Below are 26,271 nucleotides of genomic sequence, written 5' to 3'. Positions count from 1 at the left end.
CTACTTCACCGCCCCCGCCATCACCCCGCTCACGAACTGCCGCTGGAACGCGAAGAAGACCGCCAGCGGCACCACCATCGACAGGAACGCGCCCGACGCGAGGATGTCGATGTTGTCGCCGAACTGGCGCACCTGCTGCTGGAGCGCCACCGTGATCGGCGGGTGCCCGCTGTCCGCGAAGATCAGGGCGATCAGCATGTCGTTCCACACCCACAGGAACTGGAAGATGCCCAGGGAGGCGATCGCGGGCCCGCCCAGCGGCAGCACGACCCTGGTGAACAGCCGCAGCTCGCCCGCCCCGTCCAGCCGCGCCGCCTCCAGCAGTTCGCGGGGGATCTCCGCGAAGAAGTTGCGCAGCAGGAAGACCGCGAACGGCAGCCCGAAGGCCGTGTGGAAGAGCACCACGCCCGGGGTGCTCTCGAAGATGCCCAGCTTGTCGAAGAGCTTGGCCACCGGGATCAGCGCCACCTGCACCGGCACCACCAGCAGTCCCACCACGGCCATGAACCACCAGTCGCGGCCCGGGAAGTCGAGCCAGGCGAAGGCGTATCCGGCGAGCGCCCCGATCAGGATGACCAGCACCGTCGCGGGCACGGTGATCAGCGCGGTGGTCAGCAGGGACCGCATCACCGTGTCGTTGTGGAAGAGGTTGCTGTAGCTGTCGGTGGTGAGCTGCGCCGGGTGGGCGAAGACCTTCCACCAACCCGAGCCCGCGATGTCGGTCTTGTCGCGGAAGGACGACAGCAGCAGCCCCACCGTGGGCGTCAGCCAGAACAGCCCGACGACGATCAGGAAGAGGCGCATGGCGCCCCCGCCCAGCCGGGCGGCGATCCGCGCGGGCACCGACTGCTTGGCCCGTACGGCCGTGTCCACCGTGGTCATCGCTGCCGCTCCTTCCGCATCCGGCGGATATTCACCAGCATCACCGGCAGCACGAGCACCAGCAGGAAGACCGCGATGGCGCTGCCCACCCCCTGGTTGACGTCCGTGCCGAACGACGACTGATACAGCTGGAGGGCCAGGACGTTCGCCTTGTCGAGGCTCGCGCCCGGCGCGATGATGTAGACGAGGTCGAAGATCTTCAGCACATTGATCATGAGGGTGATGAGGACGACCACCAGGACCGGCGCCAGCAGCGGCACGGTCACCCGGCGGAAGACCTGCCACTCGTTCGCGCCGTCCACCCGCGCCGCCTCCAGCAGTTCGCGCGGCACGCTCGCGAGCCCCGCCGCGATGAGCACCATCGCGAAGCCCGCCCACATCCACACGTACGCCCCGATGATCGACGGGGTGACGAGCGAGGGGCCGAGCCAGTCGATGCCGTTGTAGTGCGAGGCGAAGTTGGCGGCGGGCAGCCGCAGGCGCGCACCGTCCGCCGACGCGGGCAGCGTGAAGGTGCCGTCGGCCTCCGTCGTGGCCGAGGCGACGGTCGTGCCGTCCTTGACGGCCTCGACCTTCACCCCGCCGAGCGCCTTCTCGCCCGCGTCGATCATCCCGGGGGTCCCGCCGCCGCCCCGGGTGAAGTCCATCCACACCGTGCCGGTGACCTTCCCGGCCACGCCCCGCGCCGGGATGGCGTCCTTGGCGCCGCCCAGGTCCTCCGGCTTCACGCCCACCAGCGGCAGCGCGGCCGGGGTGCCAGCCTTGACCACCGACCGGGTGGTGAAGGCCCCGCCGCTCGCCGTCAGGAGCTTGTCGTTCACGGGGTGCGCGCCCGGGAAGGGCGCGGGCGCGGTGAAGGTGTCGTGGATGCCCACCCATACGGCGTTCGCCACGCCGCGGTCGGGGTTCTGCTCGTAGACCAGCCGGAAGATGATGCCCGCGGCGAGCATGGAGATCGCCATCGGCATGAAGACGACCAGCTTGAACGCCGTTCCCCAGCGCACCCGTTCGGTGAGCACCGCGAAGATCAGGCCGAGGGCGGTGGCCACCGACGGCGCGACGATCACCCAGATGACGTTGTTCTTCAGCGCCGTGCGGATCCGCTCGTCGGTGAACACCTCGTGGTAATTGTCCACCCCCACGAAGCCGTTGCCGGAGGCGTCGAAGAAGCTGCGGTAGACGGAATAGCCGATGGGATAGACGACGAGCGCGCCGAGCAGGGCCAGCGCGGGCAGCAGGAAGCAGGCCGCCACCCACGGCCGGGTGCCCAGCACGCTGCGGGACTTCTTCGGGGGCGGCGCGGGCGCCGGGGCCGCGGCACCGCCCGCTGTCGCGGTCGACATGGGGCTCCCGTCAGTTCTTGAACGCCTTGGCCGCGTCGGACTCCAGCCGCGCCTGGGTGCCCGCCACGTCACCCGGGTTCTTCAGGAAGTCCTGGAGGTCCTTCCACTCGCCCTGGCCCGGCTTGGCGCCGAAGGAGGCGGGCGCCTGGTCGGACATGTCGAAGCGGAAGTCGTCGCCCGCGGCGACGAGGGACTTGGCGATGGTCCGGAGCACGTCGTCGGGGTAGGCGGCGAGGTCGAGGTTCTTGTTGGCGGACAGGAAGCCGCCCTGGTGCGCCAAGATCGCGGCCGCGTCCGGCGAGGCGAGGAAGGTCAGCAGCGCCTGGGCGGCCTGGCCGTCCTTCAGGGCCACACCCACGTCGCCGCCGGTCACCACCGGCGCCTGGGGGCCCACGGCGGGGAACGGGAAGACCTTGGCGTCCTTGCCCAGCTGCGCCTTGGCCCCGGCGATGTTGACGGCCGCGAAGTCGCCCTCGAAGACCATGGCGGCTTTCGCCTTGTCACCGCCGATGAAGGTCTGGGTGACGGAGTCGGGGAACTGGGTGTTGATCGCGCCGCTGTTGCCGCCCGCCAGCAGCTCCTTCTTGCCGAAGAGCTGTCCGAGGGTGGTCAGCGCGTCCTTCACGGACGGATCCGTCCACTTCAGGGCGTGCTTGGTGAGCTGGTCGTACTTCTCCTTGCCCGCTTGGGAGAGGTAGATGTTCTCGAACCAGTCGGTGAGCGTCCAGCCGTCCGCGCCGGCGACCGACACCGGGGAGACGCCGAAGTCGGCGATCACCTGGGCCGTGCGCAGGAAGTCCGGCCACGTCCTGGGCTCCTTGGCGCCCGCCGCGTCGAAGATCTTGGTGTTGTACCAGACCAGGGACTTGTTGGTGGCCTTGAAATAGACGCCGTACTGCTTGCCGCCGTGCGAGCCGAGGTCCTGCCAGCCCTTGGCGAAGTTCTTGTTCAGCTGCGCGGTGACCTCACCGGAGAGCGGTTTCAGCCAGCCCTTCTGTGCGAACTCGTTGAGCACGCCAGGCTGCTGGAGCATCGCCACGTCCGGCGGGTCGCCGCCCGCGACCTTCGAGCCGATGAACGACGCCATGTCGTCACCGCTGGGCACGAACGCCACCTCGGCGCCCGTGCGCCTGCTGAACTCGTCCAGCACCTTGGTGAAATTCTTCTGCTCGTCACCCGTCCAGACGGCCGTGACCTTGAGCTTCTGGCCGTTGAGCTTGGGGAGTTGGACGGTCTGCGGGATCGCTCCGGAGCTCCCGCTTCTGCTCGCTGAAGGCTTGTCGTCGGCCTTCCCGCCGCCCCCGCCGCCACCGCAGGCGGCCGCCGTCAGGGCCAGCGACCCCGCCGCGACCAGTGCCAGTGCCCCGCGCGCCCCGCGCGCCGTACGAAGCGATGTGCGCATTGCCGCCCCTCCCGTACGCAGACGGCCGCGCCGCGTACCGGCCTGTCTCCCGTGCGACAGGTCTACGCCGGGTCGGGGGCTGCCGCAATACCGTGTTCTGCGTCAACAGGCTGATCGTGACAGGGCTGTGATGAGCCGTCAGGCAACGACGAGGCTTTGTTCCCCACCCCGCCCCTTCCCGAAACCGGGGCTCCGCCCCGGACCCCGAAGCACGCTTCGCGCGCTGTCCTCAAACGCCGGACGGGCTGTCTCAAAGCAGCGGCGGCGCCGCCTCCGCCCCAGCCGATTGCGCGGCGCGCTGAAGCGCACTCGCCAGCAGCGCCAGATCCGTGGGCCCGTTCCCCAGCTCGCGCAGGGGGCGGCGCGTCGGGGGGTCGCCCATGCGCGCCCAGTCGAGCGGCACGACCGTCGGCCGGAGCGTCGCCGTGCGGGGGATGCGGCCCGTGACCCGGCCCGCCTGGAAGGGGGTCGTGGCGTCGTCGTCCGGGCGCATCAGCCGGCCGCGGCCCGGCGCGGGCTCGCCCGCGGCGCTGCCGTCGCCCGGCGTGCCGTCGGCCGACGGCGGGGCGATCTCCAGGGTCGCGCGCAGCCCGGCGCGCTCGACGGCCGCCGTGTCGGCCGTACGGTCCGGGCGGCCGGACGCGGCCACGAGGTGCACCCCGAGCCGCTCGCCGTCCCTGGCGACGGCCTCCAGGGCCCGCACGACCGAGCCCGCCGCGGGGCGGCCCGTGCTGCCCAGCGCCGGGGCGACCAGGGCGTCGAAGTCGTCGACCAGGACGACGAGCCGGGGCAGCGCCGTCTCGGCCGTGCGCGACGGACCGTCCTTCTGCGTACGGAGCTTGAGGGTGCCGCTCGGGGCCGGGTCCAGGTCGCCGGAGGACGCGTCCGCCGGGCGCCGGGGCGCGACGACCTGCGGGGCGGCGGGCGCGGACGCCTGCGCGTGCCACGCGGCGAAGTCGAGCCGCCCCAGCAGCTCGGCCCGGCGCTTGAGCTCCGAGCTGAGCGCCTGCGCGAACTCCCGCATCCGCATGGGGTCGGCGGCCGCGAGATACGTCGAGACGTGCGGCAGGTCCGTGCACAGCCGCAGGCCCTCGCCGCGCTCGGCGCCCGCACCGTCGACCAGCACCAGCGAGAGCCGGTCGGGGCGGTCGGCGGCCGCGAGCGAGGCGGCCAGCGAGCGCAGCAGCTCGGTCTTGCCGCTGCCCGGCCCGCCCTCCACGAGCAGGTGCGGCCCGTCGGCCGCCAGGTCCACCGCGAGCGGGCCGTGCGGCCCGGCGCCGAGGACGGCGACGGCGCGGCCGCCCGGCCGGGCGCCGCGGTCCGTGGCCGCGGCCCAACGGGCCGTCAGGGAGGCGGGGGTGGCCCGGGCGAGCCCCAGCTCGTCCAGCAGCCGGGCCGTCCGCGGCAGCGCCGCCACGACCCGGGACGCCTGCCCGTCCGTACCGCCGGTGTCCGCCATCCGCAGCGGCGCGAGCGACCGCGCGAACCGCTCGGCCCACGCGCCCGACACGGCGTCGACGGCCGCGACCACGGCGGCGCCGACGGGCTGTTCGCCCTGGCCGTCGTGGGCCGCCACGGCGCCTCCGAGCACGGTGGCGTCCGCGCGCGCCTCCTGGTGCAGGCCGTAGGGGTCGGGGCGGCCGTGCAGCGGTTCCACGGCGGTGCCGGGGACGGCCCCCGCCCCGTACGGCCCCTCCGCGTCGTACGCGCCGCCCGCCGCCGGGGCCGGCGCCCGGTGGATGACCTGCACCACCGTGGCCACGTCGCCGCTCAGCAGCGCGACCACCCCGCAGTACGGGAACGCCGGTGACGCCGCCCGCGCCGTGGCCAGCGTGGCCGAGACGGGGGAGGCGGGTGTGGTGGCCGGGGCGTCGGCCAGACAGATGAGGTGGATGCCCGCGGCGCGGCCGCCCGTGGCCAGCCGCGAGACCGTCTCGCGGAGGTCCGCCGAGCCGGGGTCGCCGTCCACGATCAGGACCGTGTGCGCGCCGGTGTGCCGCTCCGCGGCCGCGGCGACGGCCGCCGGGGGCGCCGCCGCCCAGTGCGGGCCCAACGGGCCCTCGTCCAGGCGGCGCACGAGCTCGGCGACGCGGGCCACGGCCTGCTCGCGGTCGTACGCCACCAGCAGCCGGCAGTCCTGGCCGCGCACCGGGCGCAGCTGCGGCAGCCAGCTCAGCCAGGACCACTCGGCCAGCCGCTCCTCCGGCGTGCGCGAGCGGTCCGCGCTGATGAGGACGAACTCCAGGGCCGCGGGCGAGTGCAGCGCGGCGAGCTGCGCGAGGACGGACCGGGTCAGCCCCGACAGCCGTCCCCGGGGCCCGGCCAGGCCGAGCGAACCGGCCTGTCGCAGCCCGACCGTGACCGGCACCGAGGTGAGCGGCGCACTGCCGTCGGCGGTGTGGCGGTCGGCGGTGCCCAGCCGGACGGTCAGCAGGTCGGGGTGGTCGGGGCCGCGCTCCCACAGGCGCGGGCCCGGCCCGAGGACGGTCAGCAGCACGCTCGCCGGGTCGGGCCAGCGCTCCCGCAGGACGGCCGACTCCGCGCGGGCGCGCTCGGCCGCGTCGTCGGCGTCCCACTCGTCCGTGGTCAGGGGGCGGGCGACCGCGCTCCGCCCGCCGGCCAGCCGCCGGGCCCATGCGCCTATGCCGCGATTGCGGGCGCCGCGCCTGCGCGCGTCGTCCTGGGCCTCCTGGCCGCCCTCCGCGTCCGCGGCGTCCACGGCGGCGCCCAGGGGGACGCCGCGCCCGCCGTGGGTGACGGGGCTGTCGAGCGGGTGGGCCGTCGCGCCGTCCGTGCCGAGGACCGCCGTGCCGACGGAGGTGGCGCCCGCGCGCGCGTCCGCCTGCGCGGGCCCGCCGGGGCCGCCCAGCCACGACCCCGCCACGGGCGCCTGCACGGGCCCGTGGGGCGCCTCCATGACGCCCACCCGCAGATGGCCCTCGCCGTCGGGGGCGGCCGGGAGCACGCTCGGGGAGGCGTCCCGCGCGCCGTGCAGGCTCAGCACGGACTCGCCGACCCGCAGCAGCGCGCCGGACGGGTACGGAAGCGGCTGTTCCCCCACGGCCTCGCCGTCCAGGGTGGTGCCGTTGGTCGACCCCAGGTCCCGCAGCGTCACCGTGCCGTCGTCGGAAAGAGTGACCGCGCAGTGCAGCCGGGAGACGTCCGGGTCGTCGAGCGGCACGTCGGCGGCGGTGGAGCGGCCGACGCTGACCTCGCCGCCGTGCAGCAGGTGCACACCGCCCGCGTCCGGGCCCGAGACGACGTGCAGCCGAGCGGCGGCCTCGGGGGCGCCGGAGAGCGGCACGCCCGCGTGCCGCTCGGGGTCGGCCGGGGCGCACAGGGAGAGGACGGCGCCGTCGATCAGGGGCGGTTCGCCGAGCGCGCAGCGCTGGGCGTCGAGCCGCTCCGCCCCCGCGTAGACGACGACGGCACCGCTGCCGAGGTCGGAGCCGGCCGCGGCGACGGCCGCCGCGAGCCCGCTGGTCACACTGGCGAGAGCGGTGCCCGTGGGGGCGGTCACCAGGACGTCACAGGCGCGTGTGGCGTGCGTGGTGTGGCCGCTGAGCGGCCCGAGGACGGTCAGCCTGATCTGCATCGCCGTCAACGGTCCCTTCCTGCCCCTGACGCGGCGGGGGCAGCGGGCTCGCGCGCGCCCTCCCCCACCGTGCACGGGCGCGTCGGCACGTACAGGTCACCACGTCGCGCGGGGCCCTGCGCTCCCTCCCCACCGCATCCGTGCTGCGAGCATCCTCGCACCTGCCACCGACAACTCGCCCGGCGAGAGCCAATTCGTGATCTTGAAAGACGATCGGGGGGTGCGAAAAACCCGGACGGTGACCAAGTGAGGGCGAGGCCGACCGGGGAACCGCTCACCGGAAGGTCATTTATTGCCGCTTGATGACGCTCATTGGCAAGTTTTTCCGCGGTCGTTGCCACACCGTTCCCGGCACCTCTTTCGGGTCACCCCACACCACTCCGCCGCCCCACGGCAACCAACTGTCCGGAACGCGCGTCTTTACCCCAAGCCCCCGGATTTCGGCAGGCCGGTGGTCCGTACGACGGCACTACAGTGGGCGAAGGGCCGCGGCGACACAGAGGCGTCACCACGACGCCGGCGGCCGTCACCAGCGTGGATCACGACAGCAGATCACGGCAGAACACGACCAGGGAGCGCATGACGTGCGGCCGGTAGGCAGCAAGTACCTCCTCGAGGAGGTGCTCGGACGCGGGGCGACGGGCACCGTTTGGCGGGCCCGCCAGCGCGAGACGGCCGGTTCCGAGGCCGCCGTGGCCGGGCAGCCCGGCGAGACCGTCGCGATCAAGGTGCTCAAGGAGGAGCTGGCGAACGACGCGGACGTCGTCATGCGCTTCCTGCGCGAGCGCTCCGTCCTGCTGCGGCTCACGCACCCCAACATCGTCCGCACCCGCGACCTCGTCGTCGAGGGCGATCTGCTCGCCCTCGTGATGGACCTGGTCGACGGCCCGGACCTGCACCGCTACCTCCGGGACAACGGCCCCTTCACCCCGGTCGCGGCCTCCCTCCTCACCGCCCAGATCGCGGACGCCCTCGCCGCCAGCCACGCCGACGGCGTCGTGCACCGCGACCTCAAGCCCGCGAACGTCCTGCTCTCGGGCGCCGACGGCCAGTTGATGCACCCGATGCTCACCGACTTCGGCATCGCGCGCCTCGCGGACTCCCCGAGCCTCACCCGCACCCACGAGTTCGTCGGCACGCCCGCCTATGTGGCGCCCGAGTCCGCCGAGGGCCGCCCGCAGACCTCCGCCGTCGACATCTACGGCGCGGGCATCCTGCTGTACGAACTGGTCACCGGGCGGCCCCCGTTCGCCGGTGCCACCGCGCTCGAAGTCCTCCACCAGCACCTCAGCGCCGAGCCGCGCCGCCCCACGACCGTGCCCGAGCCCCTGTGGACGGTCATCGAGCACTGCCTGCGCAAGCGGCCCGAGGAGCGGCCGAGCGCCGAGAACCTCGCCCGCGCCCTGCGCGTCGTCGCCGCGGGTGTCGGGGTGCACGCCTCCCCGGCGCAGGCCGAGGCCGCGCTCGGCGTCGCCGCCCTGCTCGCCCCCGACCCCGAGCCCGCGCGGGTGCCCGGCAGCGGCGACGGCTCGCCGTCCCCCTCCGGTGACGCCGACCCCACGCAGGTGCTGCCGTCGAACGCGGGCTCCTACGACCCGAACGCCGCGACCAGCCTGCTGCCCGGCACCTCCGGCGGCGCCCCCGGCGCCGACCCCACGCAGGTCCTGCCCGCCGGTTCCGGCCCGGGCCGCGGCGCCGACCCGACCCGCGCCATGCCGCCCGTACCGCCGCTGCCCCCCGAGGGCGACAGCCCGCACCCGTGGCAGAGCCAGATGCGCGCGGCGCGGGACCGCAACGACCAGACGCAGGTGCGCTACCTCGACCCGAGCGAGGACCCGCTGCGCCGCCGCCCGCACCGGCAGCCGGCGCAGCCGCAGCAGTACCAGCAGCCCCCGCAGCCTCCCCAGCAGCAGTACGGGCAGCAGTACGCGCCCCCTCAGCAGCCGTACGCCCCGCAGCCGCAGCAGTACGCCCCACAGCCCCCGCCGCGGCGGGGGCAGCAGCGCCCCCAGGCGCGTCCCCAGCCGCAGCAGGCCCCGCAGCACTACCAGGAGCCGCAGCCGCAGCGGTACGCCCCGGAGCCGCCGCCCGCGCGCCGCGAGCCCCGCCCGCCCCGGCAGCGCAGCGCGAATCCGATGCGCATCCCCGGTCTCGGCTGCCTCAAGGGCTGCCTTTTCATGATCGTGGTGCTGATCATCGGCTCCTGGCTGGTCTGGGAGTTCACCCCGCTCAAGGACTGGGTCGCCGACGGCAAGAGCTTCTGGGACGCGGCCTGGGGCTGGATCGTCGACATCAAGGACTGGGTCTCGAACCTGGGCTCGTCCTCCAACGGCAACGGCTGACCGGTGTGGCCGGCCGGTGCGGAGCCGGTCCCGGCGCCGCACCGGCCGCACGGCTGAATCGATATGTCGACACCCCACGGGTGTTTTACGCCGCAGAAGTGACAGTTGGTGCGGGATCGGCGCCCCCAACCCCCGCGCGGCCGCGTAGCTTGGTCGCCAGCGCCCCCTTGTCGGACGTCGGAGGACCCGGAAAGGAACCCGAACAGCCTTGGCACGGAAGATCGGCAGCCGGTACACCGCCCACCAGGTCCTGGGGCGCGGCAGTGCGGGCACGGTGTGGCTTGGCGAGGGCCCCGAGGGTCCGGTCGCCATCAAGCTCCTGCGCGAGGACCTCGCCTCCGACCAGGAGCTCGTCGGCCGGTTCGTGCAGGAGCGCGCGGCCCTCCTCGGGCTCGACCACCCGAACGTGGTGGGGGTCCGCGACCTCGTCGTCGACGGCGCCGACCTCGCGCTCGTCATGGACCTCATCCGCGGCACGGACCTGCGCACCCGCCTCGACCGCGAGCGCCGGCTCGCCCCCGAGGCGGCCGTCGCCATCGTCGCGGACGTCGCCGACGGCCTCGCCGCCGCGCACGCGGCGGGCATCGTGCACCGCGACGTGAAGCCCGAGAACGTCCTCCTGGACATGCAGGGCCCCCTCGGCCCCGGCGGCGCCCACCCGGCGCTCCTCACCGACTTCGGCATCGCCCGGCTCGTGGACTCCCCGCGCCCGGCCGAACCCACCATCCCGCGCCCCGCCGGTCCCGGCGGGCGCGCCCCGAGCCCCCGCAGCGTCATCGGCACGCCCGACTACCTCGCCCCCGAGATCATCGAGGGCCTGCCGCCGCGCGCCTCCGTCGACGTCTACGCCCTGGCGACCGTGCTCTACGAGCTGCTCGCCGGCTTCACGCCCTTCGGCGGCGGCCACCCCGGCGCGGTGCTGCGACGGCACGTGACCGAGACCGTGGCGCCGCTGCCCGGCATCCCCGACGAGCTGTGGCAGCTCGTCGTCCAATGCCTGGCCAAGGGGCCCGCGTCCCGGCTGCGCGCGTCCGAGCTCGCAGCCCGGCTGCGCGAACTGCTGCCCGGCCTCGCCGGGATCCCGCCGCTCGACATCGACGAGCCCGAGGACGAGGCGGAGGCGGTCGCGGCCGGGGTCGCCGAGCGGGAGGCCGCGTACGGCGACGGGTCCGCGCCCTCCGGCGTGGCCACCGCGCCCCGGCGGCGCGGCGCCGTGCCGCTGGTGCCGGGGGCCGTCGCGGACTCCAGCCGCGAGACCCACACGAGCATGCGCGTGCCGACCCCCGCCGAGCTCGCGGGCGGCGCGCACGGCACGGCACGCGCTCCCCGGGCGGCCGGTCAGCGCCGGGCGGGCTCGGCGCGCCACCGCTCCCCGGAGGAGACCCGGCGCCGCCGCATCAAGCTGGGCGCGGCGGCGGTCGCGCTGGCCGCGGCGGCGGGGGTGGGCGGCTGGTTCGCGGTCACGTCCCACGAGGCGAAGTCCCCCACGCCGAGCGTCCACCACGAGGATCACCCCCCGACGGATCCGGATCCGCTGCCGTAGCGGCTCCGCCGCGGCCGGGGCTCCGACCTGGACCCGTTCGCGGGTGCGGCCCGGCGGGCTTGTTCCCCAGCCCCGCCCCTTCCCGAAACCGGGGAGACCCCGGACCCCCTTGAAGCGGCTGCGCCGCTTGTCCTCAAACGCCGGACGGGCTGAATTCAGCCCGTCCGGCGTTTGAGGACGCTCCCGAAGGGAGCTCCCGCCGCAGGCGGCAACGGACCTGCTGCCGGGAACGGGCGCACCCATCGGACACCCGCAGCCCGGCGCAGCCGTTAGGCTGGGTGCGTGGCAGTCGTTGATGTATCCGAAGAGCTGAAGTCCCTCTCCTCGACCATGGGGTCGATCGAGGCCGTCCTGGACCTCGACAGGATGAGGGCTGACATCGCCGTGCTCGAGGAGCAGGCGGCCGCCCCCTCCCTCTGGGACGACCCGGAGGCGGCGCAGAAGATCACCAGCAAGCTGTCGCACCTCCAGGCGGAGCTCCGCAAGACGGAGACCCTGCGCGGCCGCATCGACGACCTCGCGGTCCTCTTCGAGCTCGCCGAGGCCGAGGGCGACGCCGACGCGCTCGCCGAGGCGGAGACCGAGCTGGGCGACGTCCGCAAGGCGCTGGCCGAGATGGAGGTCCGTACGCTCCTCTCCGGCGAGTACGACTCCCGTGAGGCGCTGGTCAACATCCGCGCCGAGGCCGGCGGCGTCGACGCCTCCGACTTCGCCGAGCGCCTCCAGCGCATGTACCTCCGCTGGGCCGAGCGCCACGGCTACAAGACGGAGGTCTACGAGACCTCGTACGCGGAAGAGGCCGGCATCAAGTCGACCACCTTCGCCGTCCAGGTGCCGTACGCCTACGGCACGCTCTCCGTCGAGCAGGGCACCCACCGCCTCGTGCGCATCTCGCCCTTCGACAACCAGGGCCGTCGCCAGACGTCCTTCGCGGGCGTCGAGGTGCTGCCGGTCGTCGAGACGACCGACCACGTCGAGATCGACGAGTCCGAGCTGCGGGTCGACGTCTACCGCTCCTCCGGCCCCGGCGGCCAGGGCGTCAACACCACCGACTCCGCGGTGCGCCTGACGCACATCCCGACCGGCATCGTCGTCTCCTGCCAGAACGAGCGCTCGCAGATCCAGAACAAGGCGACCGCGATGAACGTCCTCCAGGCCAAGCTCCTCGAGCGGCGCCGCCAGGAGGAGCAGGCCAAGATGGACGCGCTCAAGGGCGACAGTGGCGGCTCCTGGGGCAACCAGATGCGTTCGTACGTCCTGCACCCGTACCAGATGGTCAAGGACCTCCGTACGGAGTTCGAGGTCGGCAACCCCACCGCCGTCCTCGACGGCGACATCGACGGCTTCCTGGAGGCCGGCATCCGCTGGCGCAAGCAGCGGGAGAAGTAGCCTCAACCAGCCGTATAGGCGGACATACCTGCTCGTAACTTCCTTGACGCTGCCTCAAAAACTGGACAGGCTGGCGCGCGGCATGCGTATCACTGGGGTGCGTGTGGCGAGGGGGCGAGCGGGTCCGGCCGATCCGGCCGGTGCGGCCGCTCTCGACCCCCAGAGGCGCCACCGCCCCGTGCATAGCTGCTCCAATGACGATCAGCTACTGGGGGTAGCAGGTATATGACCAAGAAGACGCGGCTGCGCGTCGCGCGCATAGCCGCCGGCGCGGTTGTCGCCGCGGGTGCTTCGCTGACCGCGGCCGGTGCGGCCTCGGCCGCGGGCGTCCATGTCGCCGGAGTCGGCGCGCAGACGAGCGGTGTGCACAGCGCCGCCCATGTCGCCGTCGACGGCGACCCCAACGAGATCCCGCAGCCGCCGGTGGGCGGTGACACGAGCGGCACGACGACCGGCACCACGACGGGCGGCCCGTCCTCGGGCGGTCAGACGACGGGTACCACGACCGGTGGCCCGTCCTCGGGTGGTCAGACCGATGGCGGTCAGACGACCGGTACCACGACCGGTGGCCCGTCCTCGGGCGGTCAGACCGACGGTGGTCAGACGACGGGCACCACCACGGGTGGTCCGTCCTCGGGCGGCCAGACCGACGGTGGCCAGACGACCGGTACCACGACCGGCGGCCCCTCCACGGGTGGTCAGACCGACGGCGGTACGACGGACGGCGGCAAGACCACGGGCGGCCAGACCGACGGCGGCACCACCGACGGCGGGAAGACGACCGGCGGCCAGACGACCGGTGGGCAGACCACGGGCGGTCAGACCGACGGCGGGAAGACGACCGGTGGCCAGACCTCGGGCGGCCAGACCGACGGTGGCAAGACGACCGGCGGGCAGACCACCGGTGGCCAGACCACGGGCGGTCAGACGGACGGCGGCAAGTCGACCGGTGGCACGACCGACGGCGGCACCACCACCGGCGGTGACCACAGCGGTTCCACCGGCGGCGACGGCTCCACGGGCGGCGGCGACCACAACGGCGCCACCGTCGGCGGCTCCGCCACGGGCGGTGACCAGGGTGACAAGCCCGGCGACGGCCGGACCTGCCCCGTGGACACCAACAGCAACTGCGGCACCAACACGGACACCGACAGCGCGGGCGCCAAGCCCGTGCAGCAGGCCAAGCCCAAGGAGCAGCTCGCCGAGACCGGCGCGGGCCAGACGACCTTCCTGGTCGTCGGCGCCGCGACGATGATCGCGGGCGGCATCGGCTTCCGGCTGCTGCCGCGCCTGATGACCCGCGCCACCGCGGCCTGACGGCCGGGGCACCGGCAAGGACACGGCAGAGGGCCCGGAGCGCGCTTCAGCGCTCCGGGCCCTCGTGCGTACGCGGTGAGGCGCGGCTGTGTGACCGGGTGACTACCCGGCGAAGCCGTGCGCCAGGACGGCCACCGCTATCAGCGCCACCAGCAGCGCGAGCAGCGTGGCCGGGGTCAGCCCGGCGAAGACGCCTTCCTGGTGCTGCAACCGCTCCCTGCTGGCCCGGCACACCGGACAGCGGCCCTCACTGACGGGGGCCGCGCAGTTGGCGCACACCAGTCGGTCGCATGTCATGCGATCTCCTCCTCCGGTACGTCCAACGCGCGGGAGAGCCGAGCGGTTCCCCTTACCACTGTGCCAGCTTCCGCGCCGTTCGGCGCGGCCGGTCGGCCGAACCCGGGATCGTGGACCCGATTGCCCCAGTTTTGTCCCCCGCCGAGCCGGTAACAAACGCGCCAAGACCGGACGCCGACTGCGCGTACACCGGTGGTTCGCGTATGGTCACGCACACCGACGGGAGCCGCGCGCGCGGTGTTCCGTGCCCCCTATCCAGGTCGACGCGTGGTGCACTCGTGATCCGATTCGACAACGTCTCCAAGTCCTACCCCAAGCAGAACCGGCCGGCGCTCCGCGATGTCTCGCTGGAGATCGAGAAGGGCGAGTTCGTCTTCCTCGTCGGCTCCTCCGGTTCCGGCAAATCCACCTTCCTGAGACTGCTGCTGCGCGAGGAGCGCGCCAGCACCGGCCAGGTCCATGTGCTGGGCAAGGACCTCGCCAGGCTGTCCAACTGGAAGGTGCCGCAGATGCGCCGCCAGCTGGGGACGGTCTTCCAGGACTTCCGCCTGCTGCCCAACAAGACGGTCAACGAGAACGTCGCCTTCGCCCTGGAGGTCATCGGCAAGCCGCGGGGCGAGATCCGCAAGGCCGTGCCCCAGGTCCTGGAGCTCGTCGGCCTCGGCGGCAAGGAGGACCGGATGCCCGGTGAGCTCTCCGGCGGTGAGCAGCAGCGCGTCGCGATCGCCCGCGCGTTCGTCAACCGCCCGATGCTGCTGATCGCGGACGAGCCCACCGGCAACCTCGACCCGCAGACCTCCGTCGGCATCATGAAGCTGCTGGACCGGATCAACCGGACCGGGACCACCGTCATCATGGCCACCCACGACCAGCAGATCGTGGACCAGATGCGCAAGCGCGTCATCGAATTGGAACAGGGCCGTCTCGTGCGCGACCAGTCGCGCGGCGTCTACGGCTACCAGCACTGAAAGGACGCCATGCGCGCCCAGTTCGTCCTGTCGGAGATCGGCGTCGGTCTCCGCCGTAATCTCACGATGACCTTCGCGGTGATCGTCTCCGTCGCTCTGTCGCTCGCGCTCTTCGGCGGGTCTCTGCTCATGCGCGAGCAGGTCAGCACGATGAAGGGCTACTGGTACGACAAGGTCAACGTCTCGATCTTCCTCTGCAACAAGACCGACGCGGAGTCCTTCCCCTCCTGTGCCAAGGGGGCGGCGACGGAGGACCAGAAGAAGGAGATCCGCACCGACCTGGGGAAGATGACGGACCTCGTCCAGAGCGTCCAGTTCGAGACGGCCGACGAGGCGTACAAGCACTACAAGGAGCAGTTCGGCAAGAGCTCCCCGATCGCGGGATCCCTGACGCCGGACCAGATGCAGGAGTCCTTCCGCGTCAAGCTCAAGGACCCCGCGAAGTTCGAGGTCATCTCCAGCGCCTTCTCCAAGCGCCCCGGCGTCCAGACGGTGCAGGACCAGAAGACGCTGCTGTCCAACCTCTTCAACCTCCTCAACGGCATGAACTTCGCGGCGCTGGGCGTGATGTTCCTGATGCTGATCGTGGCGCTGATGCTGATCGTGAACACCGTCCGGGTGTCCGCGTTCAGCCGCCGCAGGGAGACCGGCATCATGCGGCTGGTCGGTGCGTCCAGCTTCTACATCCAGATCCCGTTCATCATGGAGGCGGCCTTCGCGGGGCTGCTCGGCGCGGGCTTCGCCTGCGTGCTGCTGGTCTGCGGCCAGTACTTCCTGGTGAACAACTGGCTGGTGCACCACATCGACGTCATCCAGTTCATCGGCTGGGACGCGGTGCTGGCCAAGCTGCCGCTGGTGCTGGCCATCGGGCTGCTGATGCCCGCGCTGGCCGCTTTCGCCGCGCTGCGGAAGTACCTCAAGGTCTGAGCGGCGACAAAGGCGCCGTGCGGGCAACTCCCCGTACGGCGCCTTCCGGTGTCCTAGACTCACGCGCATGCCCGGCCCGTCGATGTTCTTTCCGCAGCGCCGCGCCCGGCGCGGTGCCGCACTGACGTTGGTCTTCGCGGGCGTGCTGGCGACGGGCGCCGCGGCCGGTTCCTGGAGCGCGGACGCACGGGGTGGCCAAAAGCCCACGGAGGCCCGTCCGCCGTCGCGCACGGCCGCACGGCCCGCAGGCGAGGCCGTCGACGAAGCCGCGGCCGAGGGCGAGCGCCTCGTCGACCGCCGTGCCGTCGAGGAGGCCGCCGAACAGGCGGAGCAGGACGGCAAGTCCGGCGCCGAGGCCGCGGCCGAAGTGGTCGGCCGCACCGGCGACCGCTGGAGCTCGGTCTACAGCTCCCACGAGTACGAGGGTTTCGAGCGCGCCCTGGACGGCGCGTACATCGGCGTCGGCCTCTCCGCCCGGCGCGCGGGCGACGGGCGGACCGAGGTCGACGGTGTCCGGCCCGGCGGTCCCGCGGAGCGCGCGGGCATCCGGGCCGGGGACCAGCTGCGCACGGTCGACGGCATGGAGACGGCGGGCCGTCCGGTCACCGAGGTCGTCGCCCGGCTGCGCGGCGACGAGGCGGCCGACGAGGGTTCCGGCGCCCCGGCCGGTGCGGGCACGCCCGTACGGGTCGGCCTCCGGCGGGCCGGGCGGTCGTGGGAGCGGACCCTCCTCCGTGAGCGGCTGGTCACCGAGAGCGTCGTGGTGGAGCGGCTGCCGGACGGGCAGGCCGAGGGGCCCGCGGCCACCCGGATCAAGGTCGACTCCTTCACCCGGGGAACGGGCGAGCGGATCCGCCGGGCGGCCCGCGCGGCCGCGCGCGGCGAGGGCATCCTGCTCGACCTCCGCGGCAACTCCGGCGGCCTGGTCGACGAGGCCGTCACCGCGGCCTCCGTCTTCCTCGACGGCGGCCTGGTCGCCACCTACGACGTACGGGGCGGGCAGCGCGCCCTCCAGGCCAGGCCCGGTGGCGACACCGTCCCGCCGCTCGTCGTGCTCGTCGACGGCGGCACCATGAGCGCCGGCGAGCTGCTGGCCGGGGCCCTCCAGGACCGCGGCCGGGCGGTCGTCGTCGGCACCCCCACCTTCGGCAAGGGCTCGGTGCAGGTGCCAAGCAGACTCCCGGACGGCTCCGTCGCGGAGCTCACCGTCGGTCACTACCGCACCCCTTCCGGCCGGTCCGTCGACGGCCGCGGCATTGCTCCCGACCTGGTCGTACGCGGCGATGCGGAGCGGCGGGCCCGCACAGTATTGAGTGGCCTCAGGGGTGGGTCGTAGTGCGAGAATGACCGCGCTATGGCTAAAGAGAAGAAGGCTAAAGAGAAGCCGGACCGCAAGATGGTCGCGCAGAACAAGAAGGCGCGCCACGACTACCACATTCTGGACACCTACGAGTGCGGCATGGTGCTGACCGGCACCGAGGTCAAGTCGCTGCGCCAGGGCCGGGCCTCGCTCGTGGACGGCTTCGTCCAGATCGACGGCGGCGAGGCGTGGCTGCACAACGTCCACGTCCCCGAGTACGCCCAGGGCACGTGGACGAACCACAGCGCGCGCCGCAAGCGCAAGCTGCTGATGCACCGCGACGAGATCGACAAGCTCGACTCCAAGTCGCAGGAGTCGGGCCACACGATCGTGCCGCTCGCGCTGTACTTCAGGGCCGGCCGGGCCAAGGTCGAGATCGCCCTCGCCAAGGGCAAGAAGGAGTACGACAAGCGGCAGACGCTGCGCGAGAAGCAGGACACCCGGGAGTCGAACCGCGCGATCGCGGCGGCGCGCAGGCGCCAGCGGGCGCAGCAGCGGCCGTAGTCCCGCGGAGGCCGGTCCCTCACGGGAGGGAATTGGCTGGCCCCGGCGCACGCCGGTCACGTACGATGGACAACGCAGCACCCCGAGGGGTGCGCACCTTGAAAAAACAACATGGGGATGATCGGTTTCGACAGCGGATGTCGAAGCAGGGGAAGCGAGCCGAGGAAGCGGCAATGATCTCGTTAACCATATGTCGCAACCAATAATCGCCAACACCAAGCGCGATTCCTTCGCCCTCGCTGCCTAAGTAGCGACTTAGCGAAGTGTCAGCCCGGGGCTGTTCCCGACCCGGATCCTGGCATCATTGAGGGAACTAAACTGCCGGTCCCGGCCACGGGGTCCGGCAGGAAATCAAACAGTGGCTGGGCCCGACGGAGACTTGTCCGTGTGATCTCCGGGGCCGAGAAAATCGCAGCGGACTGCGCTCGGAGAAGCCCTGATTCTGCACCGTTGGACGCGGGTTCGATTCCCGCCATCTCCACTCATCCCATGTGAGGCGAAGGCCCCACCGCCCCGGCGGTGGGGCCTTCGCCGTGTGCGCCGTGCCCGCCGGGTGCAACCTGGGGGCCGTAACGCCCCTCTTCTTCGGTGGCGGACAAGGGGGTGCGCGGTGAAGTGGACTCGTGCGGTGCTGGCCGTGGTGGGAGCCGCGGCGCTGTGGCCGGCCGTGGGCCCGGCCGGGGCCGCGGTGGCCGACGACGGGCGCGGCGGGGTGCACCTGCTGCTCAACGGCGCCTTCGACAACCGTCCCGGCGAGCTCGTCGACATAGACGTGCAGGGCGTGCGCGGCCGGGGCGACGTCACCGTCTCCTCGCCCGTCTTCCCGCACCGCGTGAAGCTCGTCCCCTACGCGCACCGCGCACCGGCCGCCGAGCGCGGCCACCACGCCCGGCCCGCCATCGCGATGACCGTCAGGCCCGGCAGCTATCCGCTCACCGTGCGCGCGGGCGGCCACGTCGTCGCCGAGGAGCGGGTGGAGGTCGGGCCCGCCCGCAGGCCGCAGTTCACGGTGACCGCGCCGGACGAGGTCATGCGGCCGGGGGAGCGGCTGTGGATGGCGTACGACGACCTGTTTCCCGGCGAGACCGGGACCTCCTTCGAGGCCCGCTCGCCCGCCTTCCCCGAGCCCGTGCGGCTCGCCCACGACCCGGCGGGCACCGACTGGAACAACCCCCGGCTGTTCTCCGGCGGCCTCGACCTGCCGGCCTCGGTGAAGGACGGCACCTACAAGGTGACGCTCACCGGCCCCGGCGGCCGCACCGTCGAGGAGAAGCCGCTGGTGATCCGCGCGGCCCGGCCCGGCGACCGCGACTACGTGGGCAGGGCGCGCGGGCCCGCGTTCTTCGACACCTCGGCCAGGTCGGGTCCCGAGCGGGCCCGCACCCACGGCCACACCGTCCCGCCCGGCGGGACCGTCAACGTCCTGTGGCGCGACGGCGCCCCCGACCCGGGCGAGGAGGACCGGCTGACCGCCACGTCACCGGCCTTCGAGCACCCGGTGCCGCTCAGGCGCGACGAGAGCAAGGCGGGGGACGGTGATTCGCCCCGCTACTACGGCCCCGCGCACATCCGCCGCGGCCTGGGGGAGGGCCGCTACCCGGTGACGGTGGTCAGCCACCACGGGCGCGTACGCAAGATCGGACAGTTGGTGGTGACGGGGGCGGCGGCATCGGCCAAGGCGTCCGGGTCGGCCCTGGTGACGACGGTGGTCGGGGTGGGTCTCGCGGGTCTGGCGACGCTGACGGGCGTCGCGCTGGTCAAGTCGCGGACGGGGCGCCGGACGGGCGCGCTGTAGCCCGCAGTCTGAGAGCGAGGGCGCGCAGCCTCCCGCCCTTCCGGTGCTCGACGGCTGCGGGGGCGGCGGCCACCAGCATGCCGCCGCTGACCGTGAACAGGGGCCTTCGGCAAGGGGAATTCGGCATGCGCCCACTCTCGCCGCACTGCGGGCCGGCCGTCCAACACCTGATCAGTGGCCATTCACGCGCCCGTGTTGTTAACTGCCCTACGTGCCGCACGACATAGAGCCGCGCCTGCTGCGCGCCTTCACCGCCGTCGCCGAAGAACTCCACTTCACCCGCGCCGCCACCCGCCTCCACCTCGCCCAGCAGGCCCTCAGCCGGGACATCCGCAGACTCGAACAGCGCCTGGGCACCGAGCTGTTCACCCGTACGACCCGGCAGGTCGCGCTCACCGCAGAGGGCGCGCGGCTGCTGCTGTACGCCCGGCGGATCCTCGCCGCGCACGACGAACTCGCCGCGGCCTGGGACCGGGAGGACCGGCCGCTGCTCGTCGACATCAGCGCCACCACCGGGACCGCGCACCGCGTGCTGGAGGCCGCCCGGGAGGCGGCCGCGGACCGCGAGTTCGTGGCCCGCTTCCACAGCGGGCTCACCGGCGCCGCCGCGGAGATCCTCGCCGGGCGGCTCGACGTCTCCTTCGGGCGCCTCGCCGGCCTGGACCCGGCGGTCCGGGAGCGCCTCGCCCACCGGCCCGTACGGTACGAGCCGATGGCCGTCCTGCTGCCGGACGACCACCGGCTCGCCGACCGGCCCGCCGTCGCGCTCGCCGAACTGTCCGGCGAGACCCTCTACGCCGCTGCCGGCAACCCGGCCACCGCGGAGTGGACCGACCTCGCGGAGCGGCTCTTCGCGGGCCGGGGCATCGGCATCGCCGCGCCCTTCCCGGAGATCGACGGCGACGAGGAGTTCGTCCGCGTCGTCCGCAAGCGCGGCTGGTCGGTGCTGGCGAGCGCCGACTTCCTCGACGTGCCCGGCATGGTGCTGCGCCCGCTCGTCGACCCGGTGCCGCTGTCGCCCGTGTCGATGGTGTGGCGCCGCGGGCTGCGCCACCCGGGGCTGGACACGCTGCGGGCCGCGGCCGGTCAACTGGCCGCGCGGCACGGCTGGCTCGAACGCCCCGCCGGAACCTGGCTGCCCGCCGCCGACGAGGCCCTGATGCGTGGCCGACCGCGCCGCCACCCGGACCAGCCGGGGGTTACAGGGACATGCCCGACGGGGCACCCTGGAGGTGGCGGCACCGCGCACGGGCGGTCCCGGCGGACGCGGTAGGACGCGAACACGGAAAAGGTGACAGGCGCATGGCGGCGACAGCCTCCTATGACCTGCGATTCGATGCCGGGCGGCTCTGCCTGGACCTGGTGGCCACGGTCGGCGGACGGTTCAGCGAGGAGCCGGTCGAGCGGCTAGACACCCCGGAACGGCTGCGGGACTGGCTGCTCGCCGCCGGTGTCGTACCTCCCGGCACGGCGCTCGGAGCGGTCGACACCGGCTGGCTCGGGCGCTTCCACGCGGCCCGCGACCTGCTGCACCGCGTCGTCCACGCCGAGGTCGACGGCCGCGCCGCCGACCCCGACCTTGAGCGCGTCAACGCCCTCGCCGCCACCGCGCCACCCGCGCTGCGTGCCGTACGGGCCGACGACGGCACGCTGATCCGCACGGTCGCCACCGCCCCCGACTGCGGCGCGCTCGTCGGCCAGATCTGCCGTGACGCCGTCGAACTGCTCACCGACCCGGCGACCCGGGGGCAGCTGCGACAGTGCGAGGGCGACACCTGCTCACTGGTCTACCTCGACACCTCGCGCGGCCGCCGCCGTCGCTGGTGCTCCAGCGAAGTGTGCGGCAACCGGGTGCGGGTGGCCCGACATCGCCGCCGCTTGCTGGGGGCGCCCTGACGCTGCGCGGCTGCGTTGCCGGGTGCGGGTGCGTTGCCGCCTGCGGCGGGGGCGCCCTGCGGGCGCGGCCTCAAACGCCGGCCGGGCTGGTTTTTGCCGGCCTTCGTTGTCGGGTGCGGGGCCGTGCCGCTCCGGGGGAGTACGGGACTGCTTCGCTTTACGTCCCGCACTCCCCCTGCGCGTCCCGCCCCCTCCCGTCACCTCCAGCCCGTCGGGGGCTGAGCTTCGGGGGTCTGGGGGCGGAGCCCCCCACGCGGCGGAGCCGCAAATTGACACAGCCGGGAAGGGGCGGGGCTGGGGAAAGAAACCCGCCGGAGGGTGAGTGCCACGGCCGCCCCAGCCGTATTCAGGGTCAACGATCCGCGCTATCGACCGGGAGAAGGCCGTGCGCAAGGATGCCGTCGTGGCCGACAGGACCAGTCCCGACGAGGAGCTGATGCGCGCGCTCTACGACGAGCACGCCGGCCCGCTCCTCACGTTCGTGCTGCGCCTGGTCGCCGGGGACCGCCAGCGGGCGGAGGACGTCGTGCAGGAGACGTTGCTGCGCGCCTGGCGCAACGCCGACCGGCTGCGCGGCGCCCCCGGATCCGTACGGCCGTGGCTGGTGACCGTCGCCCGGCGCATCGTCATCGACAACCACCGCAGCCGCCGGGCCCGCCCCCGGGAGGTCGACCCGGCGCCCCTGGAGCTGATTCCCGCGGCCGACGAGATAGACCGGGCGCTGCGCCTGATGACCATCTCCGACGCGCTCGGCGATCTGACCGAGGCCCACCGAGAGGCGCTGATCGAGACCTATTTCAAGGGACGTACGGTGAGCGAGGCGGCCGAGGCGCTGGGCGTACCGGCCGGGACCGTGCGGTCCCGGGTCTTCTACGCGCTGCGCTCCATGCGGCTCTCGCTCGAAGAACGGGGAGTGACGGCATGACCCGGCCGGCACAGCACATGGACGTGGGCGCGTACGCCCTCGGAGTCCTGGACGAGGCGGAGGCCGCGCGCTTCGAGGAGCACCTCGCCGACTGCCCTTGGTGCGCCGCCGAGCTCGACGGCATGCTCGGGCTGACCCCGCTCCTCGCCGGCCTCAAGGAGTCCGCGCCGGATCCCGGGGCGCTCACGGCCCGCCCGCGCCCCGCGCTCCTCGACGGCCTCCTCGCCAGGGTCGCGGCCGTCCGCCACGCCCAGCGCACCCGCAGGCTGTGCCTGGCCGCCGCGGCCGCCGTCCTGATCGTCGCGGGCCCGCTGGCGGGCTCCGCCCTCACCTCGCGGAACGCGCCGAGCCACAGCAGCGCGAGCGCGGCCCAGGAGATGTACGAGGAGGGCGAGAAGATCGGCGCGGTCGACCCCGCGACCAAGGTCGACGCCACCGTCTCGCTCCAGGAGAAGCCCTGGGGCACCCACGTCGCCCTGCGGCTCGCCAACGTCAAGGGGCCGCTGACCTGTGACCTCGTCGCGGTCGGCAAGAACGGCGAGCGGCAGACCGTCACCACGTGGGCCGTGCCGGCCGGGGGCTACGGCCTGGCGGGCACCGGCTCGAACAACGCGGGCAAAGCGAACAAGTGGAACAAGGAGCCGCTGTACACCCACGGCGGCGCCGGGCTGAACCGGAACGACATCGCCCGCTTCGAGGTCCGCACGCTGGACGGGAAGCTCCTTGACGCCATCGAGGTGTGACCGGAACCCGACCCGGAAACCGATCAAACACCGATGAAAACCGTCATGTCATGACAGGTGCGCTCAGCACCTCTGTTCGCGTACGGTTGACGGCTGCCCTAGGCACAGCAGAAGGGGGCTTGGGTGGCCGCGCAGAACGCCACGCACGCGCAGGTGGCGACAGGACCGGCGACGGAACCCGACGGGGTCCGCGACCGTGAGATCGGTACCGAACAACAGCATCTGGACCGGGTGTACCGGCGCCTGGAGGAGAAGATCCACGAGGCCGAGTTCCTCATGGACGACGCCGCCAAACGGGGCCAGGTCGGCACACCGGGGGCGCTCGCCGAGCGGGACGCCCAGGTGTTCCGCGCCGGGGTGCACCTCAACCGGCTCAACAGCGAGTTCGAGGACTTTCTCTTCGGCCGCATCGACCTGCTCCTCGGCAAGGACGGGAAGAAGGGCCCCGACGGCGCCTACACCTCCGTCGAGCCCGCGGACGACGCCGTGCGGGGCGACCGCGCGGAGATCGCGGAGACGCTCCACATCGGCCGCATCGGCGTCCTCGACGCCGACTACTCCCCGCTGGTCATCGACTGGCGGGCGCCCGCGGCCGCGCCGTTCTACCGCGCCACCCCGGTGGCGCCAGGACGCGTCGTGCGCCGCCGGGTCATCCGCTCCAAGGGCCGCAAGGTCCTCGGCGTCGAGGACGACCTGCTGCGCCCCGAGCTGACGGCCACCCTCGACGGCGCCGCGCTGCCCGTCGTCGGCGACGGCGCCCTGATGGCCGCGCTCGGCCAGGCCCGCAGCCACACGATGCGCGACATCGTCGCCTCCATCCAGGCCGAGCAGGACATGGTCATCCGCGCGCCCGCCGCCTCGGTCACCGAGGTCGAGGGCGGCCCCGGCACCGGCAAGACGGCCGTCGCCCTGCACCGCGCCGCCTACCTCCTCTACCAGGACCGCAGGCGCTACGCGGGCGGCATCCTCGTCGTCTCGCCGACGCCGCTGCTCGTCGCCTACACCGAGGGCGTGCTGCCCTCGCTCGGCGAGGAGGGCCAGGTCGCGATCCGCGCCGTGGGCTCCCTGGTGGACGGCGCCGAGGCCGACACGTACGACGAGCCCGCGGTCGCCCGCGTCAAGGGCTCGTCCCGCATGCTGAAGGTGCTGCGCAAGGCGGTGCGCGGCGCGCTGGAACCGGCGTCCGCGCCGGCCTCGGGGCGGCGCAAGGGCCCGGCGGACGACGGTCAACTGTCCTTCGGGGAACCGGCGGAGGCCGCCGCCCCCGCCACCCCGGACCGGCTGCGCGTCGTGGTCTTCGGCGCCCGGCTGGAGCTGGGGGCCGACGAGCTCAAGCGCATCCGCAACACCGCCCTCGGCGGCACCGCGCCCATCAACCTGCTGCGCCCGCGCGCCCGCAGGCTGATCCTCGACGCCCTGTGGTCCAAGGCGGGCGGGCCCAAGCGCTACACCGACCCCGAACTCGCGGCGGAGGCACGGCAGGCGTTCGACGAGGACGTCTCCACCGAGGACGTCTTCCTCGACTTCCTCGCCGCCTGGTGGCCCGAGCTCACCCCGCGCGGGGTGCTCGCCGCGATGGCGGACGAGCGGCGGCTCTCCCGCTGGGCGCGCCGCGAGCTCAACCCGCGCGAGGTCCGGCTGCTGGCCCGCTCGCTCAAGCGGCTGGACGACCGGGGGCGGGGCCCGCTCTCGGTCCACGACGTGGCCCTGCTGGACGAGTTGGAGACGCTGCTCGGCGTGCCCGCCCGGCCGCAGAAGCCGCGCGAGCTCGACCCGCTCGCCCACCTCACCGGTCTCGAGGAGCTGATGCCGACGCGCTCCGAGAGCCGCCGCGAGCGCGCGGAGCGGCTGGCGGAGGAGCGCCGGGACTACGCCCACGTGATCGTCGACGAGGCCCAGGACCTCACGCCCATGCAGTGGCGGATGGTGGGCCGCAGGGGCCGCACCGCCACCTGGACGGTCGTCGGCGACCCCGCGCAGTCCTCCTGGTCCGACCCGGACGAGGCCGCCGCCGCCCGGGACGAGGCGCTCGGCAGCCGCCCCCGCCGCCGCTTCGAACTCACCGTCAACTACCGCAACCCCGCGGAGATCGCCGAGCTGGCCGCCAGGATCCTGGCGCTGGCCATGCCGGGCATGCGCTCCCCGGCGGCCGTCCGGTCGACGGGCGTCGTCCCCCGCTTCGCGGTCGCGGACGGCGACCTGGCCTCTGCCGTACGCGCCGAGGCCCGCCACCTCCTCGACGACGTGGACGGCACGGTCGGCGTCGTCGTGCCGATGGCGCGCCGCGCGGAGGCCCGGGGCTGGCTGGCCGGGTACGGCGACCGCGTGGTCGTCCTGGGCAGCCTGGAGGCGAAGGGCCTGGAGTACGACGCGACGGTCGTCGTCAGCCCCGCCGAGATCGCCGACGAGTCCCCGGCGGGCCTGCGCGTGCTGTACGTGGCCCTGACCCGCGCCACACAGCGCCTGACGGTGCTCTCCGGAGACCGCGACGACCCGGACGTGAACGGGGTGCCGGACCTGCTGAGGGACTGAGCGTTTTCGATCGCCGGACGGTCAGGGGAATCAGCCCGTCCGGCGATTGAGGACAGCGCGCGAAGCGTGCTTCGGGGGCTGGGGCGGAGCCCCGGTTACGAGCCCCGCGGCGAAGCCCCGGAGTTCGGCCATGACTTCCGGGGAGCATTTGTTAGCCTGGAACACGGCACCGGCTCGATCCAAGCCCCCGGGCCCAACCTTAGTCGCTTCGAGCGACCACTTGCCGCGAGGCGAGCATGGCGGGTCGGTGCCACCAGAGCGTCCCCGACGGGCGCCCCTCACCACGAGGGGCGCCCGTCGGCATTTGGTGCGCTTCTCGTATGTTGGAAGCAAGATTCCAGGATCCGGGGCCGGTTACCGCGTACTGACCAGTAGGTGGGACGATCGATGCCCGCGCCCCGCGGCGCGTACCAAGCGAAAACAGGGAAAGCAGAGGAAAGCGGCCATGGCAACGGCGCCAAGCGTCTCGTACTCGATGACGGTCCGGCTGGAGGTCCCCGCGAGCGGGACC

The 26,271-nt window shown here is 73.3% G+C and carries 19 protein-coding genes and 1 other RNA gene; 15 read left to right on the top strand and 5 right to left on the bottom strand.

All coding sequences use genetic code 11. The features are described from left to right. From ABD269_RS12535 to ABD269_RS12520, 4 genes are all read right to left on the bottom strand, one after another. A complete protein-coding gene (locus ABD269_RS12535) occupies positions 1–882 on the bottom strand; it encodes a carbohydrate ABC transporter permease (protein WP_344117910.1) in 882 nt (293 codons plus the stop codon). After that, positions 879–2,225, bottom strand: coding sequence for a carbohydrate ABC transporter permease (locus ABD269_RS12530; protein ID WP_301887110.1), 1,347 nt, complete (start codon positions 2,223–2,225; stop codon positions 879–881). The genes ABD269_RS12535 and ABD269_RS12530 overlap by 4 nt, the downstream gene beginning before the upstream one ends. Positions 2,226–2,235: 10 nt before the next feature. Further along, the gene (locus tag ABD269_RS12525) at positions 2,236–3,627 is read right to left on the bottom strand and encodes an ABC transporter substrate-binding protein (RefSeq protein WP_344117909.1); all 1,392 of its coding nucleotides are present in this window, start codon (positions 3,625–3,627) and stop codon (positions 2,236–2,238) included. A 250-nt stretch (positions 3,628–3,877) separates the two neighbouring features. Further along, positions 3,878–7,222, bottom strand: a complete 3,345-nt coding sequence (locus tag ABD269_RS12520; RefSeq protein WP_344117908.1) for an FtsK/SpoIIIE domain-containing protein — start codon at positions 7,220–7,222, stop codon at positions 3,878–3,880. 584 nt (positions 7,223–7,806) lie between these two features. On the opposite strand from ABD269_RS12520, the gene ABD269_RS12515 reads away from it, so the two are divergent. The 4 genes from ABD269_RS12515 to ABD269_RS12500 all read left to right on the top strand — a co-directional run bounded on the left by ABD269_RS12515 (position 7,807) and on the right by ABD269_RS12500 (position 13,813). Then, positions 7,807–9,564 (top strand): serine/threonine-protein kinase, encoded by a 1,758-nt coding sequence (locus tag ABD269_RS12515; protein WP_344117907.1) that lies wholly within the window; start codon positions 7,807–7,809, stop codon positions 9,562–9,564. 208 nt (positions 9,565–9,772) lie between these two features. Then, positions 9,773–11,107, top strand: coding sequence for a serine/threonine-protein kinase (locus tag ABD269_RS12510; protein ID WP_301887115.1), 1,335 nt, complete (start codon positions 9,773–9,775; stop codon positions 11,105–11,107). Between the two features lie 282 nt (positions 11,108–11,389). Then, a complete protein-coding gene (gene prfB / locus ABD269_RS12505) occupies positions 11,390–12,496 on the top strand; it encodes a peptide chain release factor 2 (RefSeq protein WP_116212063.1) in 1,107 nt (368 codons plus the stop codon). 225 nt (positions 12,497–12,721) lie between these two features. After that, positions 12,722–13,813, top strand: coding sequence for a hypothetical protein (locus tag ABD269_RS12500; protein ID WP_344117906.1), 1,092 nt, complete (start codon positions 12,722–12,724; stop codon positions 13,811–13,813). Positions 13,814–13,915: 102 nt separating this feature from the next. Here ABD269_RS12500 and ABD269_RS12495 read toward each other — a convergent pair whose 3' ends face one another. After that, entirely contained in the window at positions 13,916–14,110 is a 195-nt protein-coding gene (locus ABD269_RS12495) for a hypothetical protein (RefSeq protein WP_301887119.1), read from the bottom strand. 278 nt (positions 14,111–14,388) lie between these two features. Here ABD269_RS12495 and ftsE point away from each other — a divergent pair, with 278 nt between their 5' ends. From ftsE to ABD269_RS12440, 11 genes are all read left to right on the top strand, one after another. Then, positions 14,389–15,078, top strand: coding sequence for a cell division ATP-binding protein FtsE (gene ftsE / locus ABD269_RS12490; protein WP_116212060.1), 690 nt, complete (start codon positions 14,389–14,391; stop codon positions 15,076–15,078). 9 nt (positions 15,079–15,087) lie between these two features. Next, positions 15,088–16,005, top strand: coding sequence for a permease-like cell division protein FtsX (ftsX, locus tag ABD269_RS12485; RefSeq protein WP_301887121.1), 918 nt, complete (start codon positions 15,088–15,090; stop codon positions 16,003–16,005). Positions 16,006–16,072: 67 nt separating this feature from the next. Beyond that, positions 16,073–17,341, top strand: coding sequence for a S41 family peptidase (locus ABD269_RS12480; RefSeq protein WP_344117904.1), 1,269 nt, complete (start codon positions 16,073–16,075; stop codon positions 17,339–17,341). Between the two features lie 18 nt (positions 17,342–17,359). After that, the gene (gene smpB / locus ABD269_RS12475) at positions 17,360–17,869 is read left to right on the top strand and encodes an SsrA-binding protein SmpB (protein WP_344117903.1); all 510 of its coding nucleotides are present in this window, start codon (positions 17,360–17,362) and stop codon (positions 17,867–17,869) included. A 113-nt stretch (positions 17,870–17,982) separates the two neighbouring features. Beyond that, positions 17,983–18,353, top strand: a transfer-messenger RNA (tmRNA) gene (gene ssrA / locus ABD269_RS12470). Between the two features lie 126 nt (positions 18,354–18,479). Then, positions 18,480–19,664 carry a hypothetical protein gene (locus tag ABD269_RS12465; protein WP_344117902.1) on the top strand — a complete coding sequence of 395 codons (1,185 nt, stop codon included), beginning with the start codon at positions 18,480–18,482 and terminating at the stop codon, positions 19,662–19,664. Positions 19,665–19,875: 211 nt separating this feature from the next. Further along, positions 19,876–20,937, top strand: a complete 1,062-nt coding sequence (locus ABD269_RS12460; RefSeq protein ID WP_344117900.1) for a LysR family transcriptional regulator — start codon at positions 19,876–19,878, stop codon at positions 20,935–20,937. A gap of 29 nt (positions 20,938–20,966) precedes the next feature. After that, the gene (locus tag ABD269_RS12455) at positions 20,967–21,560 is read left to right on the top strand and encodes a CGNR zinc finger domain-containing protein (protein ID WP_301887127.1); all 594 of its coding nucleotides are present in this window, start codon (positions 20,967–20,969) and stop codon (positions 21,558–21,560) included. Between the two features lie 385 nt (positions 21,561–21,945). Next, positions 21,946–22,485 carry a sigma-70 family RNA polymerase sigma factor gene (locus ABD269_RS12450; protein ID WP_425572881.1) on the top strand — a complete coding sequence of 180 codons (540 nt, stop codon included), beginning with the start codon at positions 21,946–21,948 and terminating at the stop codon, positions 22,483–22,485. Further along, positions 22,482–23,228: a zf-HC2 domain-containing protein gene (locus ABD269_RS12445; RefSeq protein WP_344117899.1), complete on the top strand. Its 747-nt coding sequence runs from the start codon at positions 22,482–22,484 to the stop codon at positions 23,226–23,228. The genes ABD269_RS12450 and ABD269_RS12445 overlap by 4 nt, the downstream gene beginning before the upstream one ends. A 123-nt stretch (positions 23,229–23,351) precedes the next feature. Continuing rightward, entirely contained in the window at positions 23,352–25,760 is a 2,409-nt protein-coding gene (locus tag ABD269_RS12440; RefSeq protein ID WP_425572880.1) for a HelD family protein, read from the top strand. Positions 25,761–26,271 lie beyond the last annotated feature (511 nt).

The organism is Streptomyces blastmyceticus (assembly GCF_039521185.1).
Classification (GTDB): domain Bacteria; phylum Actinomycetota; class Actinomycetes; order Streptomycetales; family Streptomycetaceae; genus Streptomyces; species Streptomyces blastmyceticus.
This window is presented reverse-complemented; position numbering and strand designations above follow the sequence as displayed.